The following is an 11,625-nucleotide window of genomic DNA, read 5'->3' on the forward strand; positions in this document are numbered from 1 at the left end:
ACTGCTGACGCTGTAAACGACGGACCGATATAACAACTAAAACGACCGATTGGCTGACAAGGAGTTGCGCTTCATGGAAATAGAAGAGTTCGGCTACAAACAGGAGTTGAAACGTAGCCTGACACTGACCGACCTGGTGGTGTACGGGATGATCTTCATGATCCCCATCGCCCCGTTTGGCGTGTATGGCTACGTCAACGCGGAGGCACCGGGGATGGTGCCCTTGGCGTACATCATCGGCATGGTGGCGATGGTCTTCACCGCACTGAGCTACGGCAGCATGGCCCGGGCCTTTCCGATTGCCGGCTCGGTGTATTCCTACGCACAACGAGGCCTGAATCAACACGTCGGCTTCATCGCCGGCTGGCTGATGCTGCTCGACTATCTGCTGATTCCGCCACTGCTCTACGTCTACGCGGCGATGGCGCTCAACCATTTGTACCCGGACATTCCGAAGGTCGGCTTCATCCTGGCGTTCCTGGTCAGCGCCACGTTCGTCAACCTGCGCGGCATCACTTTCACCGCCCGCATGAACATCGTGTTCCTGCTGGCACAACTCGTTGTGCTGGGGATTTTCCTGTTCTACGCCTGGAACGCCCTGCACAACGGTGGCGGCAACGGCCAGTTGACCCTGGCGCCGCTGTATCACCCGGAAACCTTCAACTTCGCTCTGCTGATGCAAGCAGTGTCGATTGCGGTGCTGTCATTCCTCGGTTTCGATGCGATCTCCACGCTCGCCGAAGAGATCAAGGGCGATCCGGGCCGCAGCGTCGGCAAAGCGGCGTTGATCACCCTGGTAGTGATGGGCGCGATTTTCGTCGTACAAACCTGGATCGCTACCGACCTGGCCGCCGGCATGGGCTTCAAGTCCGCCGACACCGCGTTCTATGAAATCGCCGAAATTGCCGCTGGCAGCTGGCTCGCGACCCTGACCGGCGTTGCCACGGCCCTGGCCTGGGGCGTAGCGGTGGCGATCACTTCGCAAGCGGCGGTCTCGCGCCTGCTGTTTGGCATGGCCCGCGACGGCAAGCTGCCGAAAGTGCTGGCCAAGGTGCACCCGAAACACAACACGCCGTACCTGAGCATCTATCTGGTGGCCGTGCTGTCGCTGGTGATCTGCTACCTGTTCATCAACTCGGTGGACACCCTGACCTCGCTGGTCAACTTCGGCGCCTTGAGCGGCTTCATGCTGCTGCACCTGACCGTGATCAATTACTACTGGCGCCGGCAGAAGTCCGGCCAAGTGATCCGTCACCTGATCTGCCCGGTGATCGGCTTCATCATCGTCGCGGCCATCATGTACAACATGGGCGTCGATGCACAGAAACTCGGCCTGATCTGGATCGCCCTGGGTCTGGTGTACCTGTTCTTCCTGAACAAGCTCGGCGCCAGTACCGCGCTGCCTGACCCGAGCAATGGCTGACAAGAAAAAGAGCGGCGTCTGACAACAAATCAGGCGTCCGCCGCTTTAACGCGTGGAAACCGACAGTGATAGTCAGGTTCGGCGAATGGGCCGAACCTTTTGATACAGGAGTGCATCCATGCTGGTCTTACGCCCAGTCGAGCCAAACGACCTGCCTCAATTGCAACAATTGGCTCGCGACAGCCTGGTGGGCGTCACGTCCCTGCCGGACGACAGCCAGCGCCTGAGCGAAAAAATCGCCGCGTCCTGCGCCTCGTTCGACAGCGACGCCGCGGCTCAGGGCCCGGAGAATTACTTTTTCGTGCTGGAAGATCTCGACAGCCGACGCCTGGTCGGCTGCTCGGAGATTCTCGCCACGGCCGGCCATAACGAGCCGTTCTACAGTCTGCGCAATCGCCATTTCACCAGCGCTTCACGGGAACTGAACATCGAACATGGCGTTCCGGCGCTGTCGCTGTGCCACGACCTCAGTGGCCACACGCTGCTGCGCGGTTTTCACATCGACGCGGCGCTGGTACGCACACCGTTCTCGGAATTGCTGTCGCGGGCACGACTGCTGTTCATCGCCGCCCACGGGACACGTTTTGCCGAAGCGGTGATCACCGAAATCGTCGGCTACAGCGACGAGCAAGGCAACTCGCCGTTCTGGGATGCGCTGGGTAAGCACTTCTTCGATCTGCCCTACGTCGAGGCCGAACGCCTGTGCGGCTTGCAGAGCCGTACGTTTCTTGCCGAACTGATGCCGCAATACCCGATCTACGTGCCGATGCTGCCGCTGGCGGCACAGGAGTGCATCGGTCGCATCCACCCGGACGGTCAGGAAGCCTTCGACATCCTTGAGCGCGAGGGTTTTGAAACCAACAGCTACATCGACCTGTTCGATGCCGGGCCGACCTTGTATGCACGCACCGCCAACATCCGTTCGATCGCCCAGAGCCAGACCGCCACGGTTCAAACGGAACCACTGATCGATGCCCGCGGTCGTTATCTGGTGAGTAACGATGCACTGCATGGTTTTCGGGCGGTGGTCGCCGAGCTGGATTACCAGCCCGGTCAGCCCCTGGCGCTTACGCCGGCGATTTGTGCAGCACTGAATGTCAGCGCTGGCAGCACGATCCGGGTGATTGCCCTGTGAACCGCGCCCTCACCCAACGACAGTGCCCGAGCAGGCGCGCAAAAGGAGTTGCAGCATGATTGTCCGTCCGGTCCAAGTCAGCGACCTGCCAGCGTTGATGACGCTGGTGCAACAGGCCGGGCCGGGGTTCACCACCCTGCCTGCCAACGAAGATCGCCTGGCCCACCGGGTACGCTGGGCGCAACGCGCCTTCGCCGAGCAGGTCGAGCGGGCCGATGCCGACTATCTGTTTGTGCTCGAGGACGACGAGCAGCGGGTGGTCGGGGTCAGCGCCCTGGCCGGGGCTGTCGGCCTGCGTGAGCCCTGGTACAACTATCGGGTCGGGCTGACTGTCAGCTCGGCGCCGGACCTGGGCATTCAGCGGCAGATCCCGACGCTGTTCCTCAACAATGAACTGACCGGCCAATCGGAACTGTGCTCGCTGTTCTTGCGCCACGATCAGCGCCACGGCAGCAATGGACGCCTGCTGTCATTGGGGCGCTTGCTGTTTGTCGCTGAATTCCCGCACCTGTTCGGCGAGAAGATGATCGCCGAACTGCGCGGCAGTGCCGACGAGCAAGGCTGTTCGCCATTCTGGGACAGCCTCGGCCGGCACTTCTTTCAGATGGACTTCAGCCACGCCGACCACCTGTCCGGGCTGGGCAACAAGGCCTTCATCGCCGAACTGATGCCGCGCCAGCCGCTGTACACCTGCCTGCTCACCGAACAGGCTCAGGCCGTGATCGGTCAGGCCCACCCCAACACCGAGCCGGCACTGAAAATTCTCCAGTCCGAGGGTTTCGCCCACAAAGGCTACATCGACATCTTCGACGGCGGCCCGGTCATCGAGGCGCCGATCCGCAGTATCCGCACGGTACGCGACAGCCTGGAACTGACCCTGAGCATTGGCGCGCCGGACGATCAGGCGCCGCTGTGGCTGATTCACAACCGCCGTCTGGAAAACTGCCGCATCACAGTCGCTCCGGGACGCCGGGTCGGCAGCACTCTGGTAATCGACCGCCTCACCGCCAAACGCCTGCAATTGCAGCCGGGCAACTCGGTGCGGGCAGTGCCGCTGCCCAATCAACAGCAGCAGGCGGTGGCGGCCTGAGCGCCTCTGCCTGCAGCAAGAAAGCCTGAACAGGTTTTTCCTGGTTAACTTCCTCGTTAATTCGTCATGATCCTTGACCCATTGGCGTGATAGCCTTTTCACCTTCGGCGTTGACACCTTTGCTCAAGCCTTTCCATTCCTTTGTATTGGTGGAACTCGTATGACCAGGCTTTCTCATCAAGATTTGCGCCGTAACTTCCGTCAGCTGCTGGCTTCCGACACCTGCTATCACACCGCATCGGTGTTCGATCCGATGTCCGCCCGCATCGCCGCTGACCTGGGTTTTGAAGTAGGGATTCTTGGCGGTTCGGTCGCCTCGTTGCAGGTCCTGGGTGCTCCGGACTTTGCCCTGATCACCCTCAGCGAATTCGCTGAACAGGCCACCCGAATCGGCCGCGTCGCCCAATTGCCGGTGATCGCCGACGCCGACCACGGCTACGGCAACGCCCTGAACGTGATGCGCACCATCGTCGAACTGGAACGCGCCGGCGTCGCCGCGCTGACCATCGAAGACACCCTGCTGCCGGCACAATTCGGCCGTAAATCCACCGATCTGATCTCGGTCGCCGAAGGCGTCGGCAAGATCCGCGCGGCACTGGAAGCCCGAGTCGACTCGGAAATGGCGATCATCGCCCGGACCAACGCCGGCATCCTGCCGAATCAGGAAATCATCAGCCGCACCCGCCAATACCAGGCCGCTGGCGCCGACGGTATCTGCATGGTCGGCATCCAGGACTTCGATCAGCTCGAGCAAATCGCCGAACACCTGACCGTCCCGTTGATGCTGGTCACCTACGGCAACCCGGCGCTGCGCGACGACAAACGCCTGGCCGAACTGGGTGTGCGCGTGACCATCGACGGCCACGGCGCTTACTTCGCGGCGATCAAGGCCACTTACGACAGCCTGCGCGAACAGCGCCAGATCTTCACCCAGGCCTCGGACCTGAGCGCCACAGAACTGACTCACACCTACACCCAGCCTGAGGAATACATCCTCTGGGCCAAGGAATACATGAGCGTCAAAGAGTAACCTCGCAACCCGCTACAAAGAGGCAGAGCGGCCCGACGCCATTACGAGTCCACTCGCATGGCGCCCGCCGCGAAACCGCTAGCTGCCGTTACTGCTTCGCCAACTCCATAATCATCCGCGACAACAGATAAATCCGCGGCGCCACACTCTCCACTTCCGCATACTCCTCCGGCGTATGAATGTTGCCGCCAACAATCCCGAACCCATCCAGCGTCGGCGTGCCCACCCCGGCTGACAGACTCGCATCCGCCGCCCCGCCACTGCCTTCTTCGGTCAACTTGCGGCCGATTTCGCCGTAAATCCCCTGGGCCATTGCCATCAAACGATCCGACTCCGGCGTCTGCGGCATCGGTGGCAAGCCGCGTTGCAGCGAAGTCTTCACTTCGGTATCGGGAATCAACTTGTCCTGCGACACCCGCGCCAGATCCTTCTCGATCCGGTCGAACTCTTCCGGTACCGCCGCCCGTACGTCAGCCTTGGCCATGGCCTGATCCGGGATCACGTTGGTGCGATCACCGGCCTTGAGCACGGTGAAGTTGATGGTGGTTTTCTTGGCTTCGTCGCCGAGCTTGCCCAGTTGCAGGATCTGATGCGCCGCTTCCATCGCCGCGTTACGCCCCAGTTCCGGCGCGACGCCGGCGTGGGCGGCCTTGCCCTTGACCTCGACCAGTGCGGTGGCGCTGCCCTTGCGCCACACCACCAGGCCATCCGCCGGACGCCCCGGTTCGAGGTTGAGGGTCACGTCGTGAAGTTTGGCGGTTTTCTTGATCAGGTCGGTGGCGACGTCCGAGCCGGTTTCTTCGCTGGCGTCGAGCAGGAAGGTGATTTGCGCGTAGTCCTTGAAGTCGAGGTTCTTGAGAATTTTCAGCGCATAAATGCCGGCGACGATCCCGCCCTTGTCGTCCATCACCCCCGGCCCGTAGGCGCGGCCGTCCTTGATGTGGAACGGTCGCTCGGCGGCAGAACCTTCCTTGAACACCGTGTCCATGTGCGCCATCAGCAGGATTTTCGCCTTGCCGGTGCCTTTGAGCGTGGCGAGTACGTGGTTGGTTTTTTCCGGGGTGTTGGGCACCAACTCAATAGTGGCGCCAAGCTTTTTCAGCTCATCGATGGCGATGTCGCTGACTTGCTTGAGCCCCGGTTCATAGCCGGAACCGGAGTCGATATTGACCAGGCGCTCGAGCAATTTCAGGGCTTCGGGTTTGTATTGCTCGGCGTCGGCCAGCACTTGTTTGTGCGGTTCGGCGAAGGCGCCAGCGGTTGCAAAAGAAAGGGTCAGGCCGAGACCGGCGGCCAGCAGGGAACGAGGGAAATTGAACGTCATGAATCAATCCTTGTTTCGTGTCGGGTACTGAACCGTACCTGACATCGCCCCAAGGCTCTATCCCGGATGCGACACCCAATCCGTTCAAACCGAATCGAATACCTCGCGCCGCGGCTTGTCATCGTTGCAGCAGATCACCCGGTTGCGCCCGCTGGCCTTGGCCTCGTAGAGCGCCTCATCGGCGTCATTGAGCCAGCGCGTTGCATCGCCGTGAGCCGGATCGAGTGCCGCCAGGCCAATGCTCAGGCTGACTTTCAGCGCCGGGTTCTGTTCGTAGACCAGAAAGGAAAAACGCTCGCGCAAGGCTTCCATGGCCTGCGCTGCATTGAACAGCGGCAGGTCCGGAAGGATCACGCAAAACTCGTCGCCGCCATAACGCCCCGCCACATCGGCCATGCGCAGATTCTGCTTGAGCATCTTGCTTAACTGACGCAGGACGATATCGCCGGCCACATGGCCGTAGGTGTCGTTGATTGCCTTGAAGTGGTCGATGTCGATCAGCGCAATCGCCGCGCCAGTCTGCTGGCGTTTGCTGCGTTCGAATTCGATGTCCAGTTGATCCTTCCAGGCGCCGTGATTGAGCAAACCGGTCAGGCTGTCGGTACGGCTCAACGCCAGCAATTCACGCTTGTGCAGGCCAAGGGTGTAGGCCTGGCGGAAGCAGATCCAGCCCAGCGCCAGCGGATACAGCATCAACAACGGCAGGCACGCATAGAGCTGCGCCGGAGAGGTCGCGGGGATGAAGGCCGGGGCAAACACTACCAGCCCGACGCCGACGCCAAGCAACTGCGCCGCCGCCCCGGCCAGCAGAAAACGCAGGCCACCGATGGCGACATTGTTCATCGCCATCATTGAAATGGTCGTGGCACTGGGCAAGGGATTGAAGTGCATGGCGGCGACCCAGAAGCCGCCGAGAAAGGCGTCGAGCAGCAGGTTGCGGTGTTCGGCGTGGTACGGAACCTTGGCCCGTCGGGCCCATTGATACGCGAGGTGCGGCCAGACCAGGCCGTTGAACAGCATCAGCGCCCAGACCCAGGTCGGCGGATCGAGCGGGTACATCGCAACGCTCACGCATAGAAGCCCCAGGACCAACCCGAGGGTTCGCGATGTGTAAAGCCTCCTGGCCAGTGAAAGTCCCTTTCCTCCCGTTCTTCCCATAAGGGCCTCGAGTACACCGCAAAAGGATGTGCTCGGAGTCTAACAGGGAGACGTTAAATAGCCATCACCGGCCAGCGGCCGAATACCCCGCCATTTCCATCACACGGCAGGCAAATGATTGGCTATACATGAAAGGAAGAAAATGGAAAAAAGACTCTAAGAAGGAGGCCCATGCAGACCTATCAAGTGTTGATCATCGGCAGCGGGTTTGGCGGCCAGTGCGCGGCCATCAATTTGCTCAAGGCCGGCATCGACGATTTTCGCTTGCTGGAGCGGCGGGACTTTTTCGGCGGCACCTGGTGCCAGAACACTTACCCCGGCGCGGCGGTCGATGTGCCGTCGCCCCTGTATTCATTGTCGTTCGCGCCCTACCCCTGGACGCAGATGTTCGCCGAACAGGCCGAACTGCATCACTACACCGAGCATGTGATCGAGCGTTTCGGCCTGCGCGACCGGGTGGAACTGCAAGCCAACGTCGAACGCATCGAATGGGACGAAACCGAGAAACGTTGGGCCGTACACACCGGCACCAAAGGCACGTTCTACGCACAGTTCCTGATCAACGCCACCGGGCCATTGAGCCAACCGGTCGTCCCACACTTCCCGGGACAGGATCGCTTTCAGGGCAAGACCTTTCATACAAACAATTGGGATCACAGCTACGACTATCGCGGTAAACGCGTGGCCATCGTCGGCAGCGGCGCCAGTGCGGCGCAGGTGATTCCGACCATTGCGCCGCAGGTCGAGCAACTGCACGTCTTTCAACGTACGCCGCATTGGGTGCTGCCCCGACCCGACCGCAAATTCGGGCCTTTCCAGCGCTGGCTGCTGGGTCTGAAACCGGCCTACAAGCTGTTGCGCTGGATGATCTACTGGCAGTTCGAAACCCGGGTCATCGCCTTCAAATATTCGAAACCAGCGATTCACATGGTGCAGCACCAGGCCCTGAAATTCCTCAAACACCAGATAACGGATCCCGAACTCCAGCGAAAACTGACGCCGGACTTCACCATCGGTTGCAAACGGGTGCTGGTCTCCAGCACTTATTACCCGGCGCTGACCCGGCCCAACGTCACGCTGCACAGCCGCGAGCAAGGCATCGCCAGCCTCGACGAAACCGGCATCGTCACCACGGACGGCCAGCACATCGACGTTGATCTGATCGTGTGGTCGACCGGTTACGACGCCACCGACGGAGTGATTTCCTACCCGGTCAGCGGAAAAAACGCCGTGCAACTGCGCGACGTCTGGGCGCAATACCCGCGCGCCTACCTCGGCACCAGCCTGCCGGACTTTCCCAACCTGTTTATCGTCACCGGGCCGAACACCGGCATAGGCCACACCTCGGCGCTGTTCATCATCGAATCGCAGATGAACTACATCCTCGACTGCATCCGCACCGTGCAGGCCAAAGGTCTGCGCAGCATCGAAGTTCGCCCCGAAGCAGAACGTACCTACACTCAGATGATTCACCGGGAGATGGAGCGCACGGTCTGGAAAACCGGCGGCTGCCACAGTTGGTATCAAAGCAAGAGCGGTCATGTGATCGCAATGTTCCCGGGCTTCAGTTTCAGCTATCACCGGTTGACCCGGGCGCTGAAACCGGCCGACCACATTCTGTCTTGAACAAGGAAGACGTCCGATGCTCTTGCTGTTTGTCGCCCTCGCAGTTTTCGTGGCCTGGAGCTGGTTGAGCTACCCGGCGGTCGGCCACTGGCTCTACGACCTGAGCGCGGCCCTGGAGGCCAAGCTGTACCGGTTGCACAAGATTGAAGTACCGATTGCCGAAATGACCGTGTCGACCTGGCAAGGCGGGCCCTATGAAGCATCGAGCAGCATTCTGATGCTGCATGGCTACAGCGCGGAAAAGAACCTGTGGCTGCGCTTCGCCCGGCATTTCGTCAGCCAGTATCGAGTGATCATCCCGGACCTGGCCGGCCACGGCGAAACCGGCTTCAAGGCCGGCGGTGGCTACGACATCGCGGTGCAGGCCAAGCGCATGATCCAGTTGCTCGACGTCTGCGGCGTCGAGAAAGTCCACGTGATCGGCAACTCCATGGGCGGTTACATCGCCGCGTGGCTGGCGGCGACCTACCCCGATCGCATCGCTTCGGTGGCCTTGATCGACCCGGCCGGCGTCACGGCGCCGGAGCCCAGCGACATGGAGCGTCACCTGGCCCGTGGGCACAATCCGTTTCTGATCAATTCCCGGGAAGAATTCCGACGCTTCTATGCGATGACCATGGCTTCGCCACCCTGGGTGCCGGGGCTGGTACTGGATGCCATCGCCCAGCGCTACGAACAACGCCGGGATGAACTGGAGGAGATCTTCCGGGATTTCCGCGCCAGCCCGCCGATGGAGCCAAAACTCCCAGACATCAAATGCCCGGGGCTGTTGCTCTGGGGCCGCAAGGATCGCTTGATCGATGTCAGCAGCGTGCCGGTCTGGAGCAAGGGCATCGCCAATCTGCGGGTCGATGTGTGGGACGGCGTCGGTCACATGCCGATGGTCGAGCAGCCGTCGAACACGGCACGTTTGTATCGGGAGTTCCTGGGGGAGAATTCGCGTCAGGACAGGTAACCGGTCAGTCGTTGGCAGAATGAAGTTCGTAGGATTCTTCGTTTGCCCGCGTCGGCGAAGGCTGCGATCTTTTGCCCCATCCTTTACGTGACCGTGCCAGGAATTTTTTTCATGACCGTGCAGCCTTTCGTCAGCCCCGACCTGATCCGCCAACGCTTCTCCAAAGCGATGTCCGACATGTACCGCGAAGAAGTGCCGCTGTACGGCGCCTTGATGGAACTGGTGGAACAGACCAACCGCGACGTGCTGTCGCGCGAGCCGCAGATCGCCCGTCAACTGCACAGCACCGGCGAAATCGAACGGCTGGACATGGAGCGCCACGGCGCAATCCGCGTTGGCACCGCGACCGAACTGGCCACCCTCGCCCGCCTGTTCGCGGTGATGGGCATGCAACCCGTGGGTTATTACGACCTGACCCCTGCCGGAGTGCCTGTGCACTCCACGGCGTTCCGCGCGGTGCATGAAAATGCGCTGCAAGTCAGCCCGTTCCGGGTGTTCACTTCGTTGCTGCGACTGGAGTTGATCGAAGATCCCGAGCTGCGAGTCTTCGCGCAATCGGTGCTGGATCAGCGTTCGATCTTCACCCCAACCGCGTTGCGCCTGATAGAGCAGGCCGAAGCCGCTGGCGGGTTGAATGAATCCGAAGCCGGGGAATTTGTCCTGCAGGCGCTGGAGACTTTTCGCTGGCACCACAGCGCCACCGTCACCGCCGCGCAATACCAGACCCTCAGCGCCCAGCATCGCTTGATCGCCGATGTCGTCGCGTTCAAGGGCCCGCACATCAACCACCTGACCCCGCGCACCCTGGACATCGACATCGTTCAGGCACAGATGCCGCTGCATGGCATCACGCCCAAAGCGGTGATCGAAGGGCCGCCGCGCCGGCAGCATCCGATCCTTTTGCGTCAAACCAGTTTCAAGGCGCTGGACGAGCCGATCGCCTTCACCGACCAGACGCAAACCCGTGGCAGCCACAGCGCCCGGTTCGGCGAAATCGAACAACGCGGCGCGGCACTGACCCCCAAGGGCCGCGCGCTGTACGACCGCCTGCTGAATGCGGCGCGGGATGAATTGGGCGATTTCCCCAACGAGGCCAACGCCTCACGCTACAACGCGCTGATGACCCAGCACTTCAGCGAATTCCCTGACAGCCTCGAGGGCATGCACGAGCAGGAGTTGGCGTACTTCCGTTATTTCCTGACAGACAAAGGGCTTGCGGCGGGTCGTCCGGCTGATGTTTCGCTGCAAGCGTTGTTACGCGATGGGTATGTGAAAGCCGAACCGCTGGTGTACGAAGATTTCCTGCCGGTCAGTGCGGCGGGGATTTTTCAGTCAAACCTGGGGGATGCGGCGCAGACGCACTATGGTGAGCATTCCAATCGTCAGGCGTTCGAACAAGCTTTGGGGCGTTCGACCATCGATGAATTGAGGTTGTATGCCGAGACGCAGCAGCGTTCGATAGAAGAATGCCTCACCGTGCTGACTCAGTAATGCGACGAAGCGGCGTTTGGCCATACTGCGCAAGAAGTTGCGCAGTTGTACGTAATAAAACACCCCTTAAAACCGCTGCAAGCCACGCAGCTCTTGGCCTCCAGCCAAGTGCGCAAGAAGTTGCGCAGTACTGCGCAACTTCTTGCGCACTTTTCGCCTGAAACGCTGCCGTTTTTCACGAAAATCAATGACTGCCAGCGCCATCCCCCCGGTTTTATGAGGCTTCGAAAATGTTGGCACGCTCCTTGATAACAGTCAGGCACCCACCGGGCGATTTCGCCTCCCGGGCACCCTAACTTTATCCGCAAGGAGAGCATCCCATGGCAACACCAGCGTACATGTCGGTTACCGGCGAAAAACAAGGCCTGATCACTGCCGGCGCCTTCACCGCCG

The 11,625-nt window shown here is 60.9% G+C and carries 9 protein-coding genes and 1 pseudogene; 8 read left to right on the plus strand and 2 right to left on the minus strand.

Annotation, left to right across the window (positions count from 1 at the left end):
• The first annotated feature begins 73 nt into the window (after positions 1-73).
• From AC1RMX_RS26045 to AC1RMX_RS26060, 4 genes are all read left to right on the plus strand, one after another.
• Positions 74-1,423 carry an APC family permease gene (locus AC1RMX_RS26045; protein ID WP_085733174.1) on the plus strand — a complete coding sequence of 450 codons (1,350 nt, stop codon included), beginning with the start codon at positions 74-76 and terminating at the stop codon, positions 1,421-1,423.
• A gap of 118 nt (positions 1,424-1,541) precedes the next feature.
• On the plus strand, positions 1,542-2,558 hold the full coding sequence (locus AC1RMX_RS26050) for an arginine N-succinyltransferase (RefSeq protein WP_493073478.1): 1,017 nt from the start codon (positions 1,542-1,544) through the stop codon (positions 2,556-2,558).
• A 55-nt stretch (positions 2,559-2,613) separates the two neighbouring features.
• The gene (gene astA / locus AC1RMX_RS26055) at positions 2,614-3,648 is read left to right on the plus strand and encodes an arginine N-succinyltransferase (RefSeq protein ID WP_096822908.1); all 1,035 of its coding nucleotides are present in this window, start codon (positions 2,614-2,616) and stop codon (positions 3,646-3,648) included.
• Positions 3,649-3,808: 160 nt separating this feature from the next.
• Positions 3,809-4,678, plus strand: coding sequence for an isocitrate lyase/PEP mutase family protein (locus AC1RMX_RS26060; RefSeq protein ID WP_096822909.1), 870 nt, complete (start codon positions 3,809-3,811; stop codon positions 4,676-4,678).
• Between the two features lie 88 nt (positions 4,679-4,766).
• On the opposite strand, the gene AC1RMX_RS26065 is transcribed toward AC1RMX_RS26060, so the two are convergent.
• Positions 4,767-6,002, minus strand: coding sequence for a M20/M25/M40 family metallo-hydrolase (locus AC1RMX_RS26065; RefSeq protein WP_493073480.1), 1,236 nt, complete (start codon positions 6,000-6,002; stop codon positions 4,767-4,769).
• Between the two features lie 84 nt (positions 6,003-6,086).
• Positions 6,087-7,160 (minus strand): diguanylate cyclase, encoded by a 1,074-nt coding sequence (locus AC1RMX_RS26070; RefSeq protein WP_096822911.1) that lies wholly within the window; start codon positions 7,158-7,160, stop codon positions 6,087-6,089.
• Positions 7,161-7,331: 171 nt separating this feature from the next.
• Between AC1RMX_RS26070 and AC1RMX_RS26075 the strand changes: the two genes are divergently transcribed.
• The 4 genes and pseudogenes from AC1RMX_RS26075 to AC1RMX_RS26090 form a co-directional block, all read left to right on the plus strand.
• On the plus strand, positions 7,332-8,786 hold the full coding sequence (locus AC1RMX_RS26075) for a flavin-containing monooxygenase (protein ID WP_493073481.1): 1,455 nt from the start codon (positions 7,332-7,334) through the stop codon (positions 8,784-8,786).
• A gap of 16 nt (positions 8,787-8,802) precedes the next feature.
• Positions 8,803-9,741, plus strand: coding sequence for an alpha/beta fold hydrolase (locus AC1RMX_RS26080; RefSeq protein WP_102619566.1), 939 nt, complete (start codon positions 8,803-8,805; stop codon positions 9,739-9,741).
• A gap of 111 nt (positions 9,742-9,852) precedes the next feature.
• Complete coding sequence (gene hglS / locus AC1RMX_RS26085) at positions 9,853-11,232, plus strand: 2-oxoadipate dioxygenase/decarboxylase HglS (RefSeq protein WP_493073483.1); 1,380 nt, start codon at positions 9,853-9,855, stop codon at positions 11,230-11,232.
• Between the two features lie 320 nt (positions 11,233-11,552).
• A pseudogene (locus tag AC1RMX_RS26090) lies at positions 11,553-11,625 on the plus strand (Hcp family type VI secretion system effector); the annotation flags it as partial.

The organism is Pseudomonas sp. GW822-FHT03F04, from assembly GCF_058801405.1.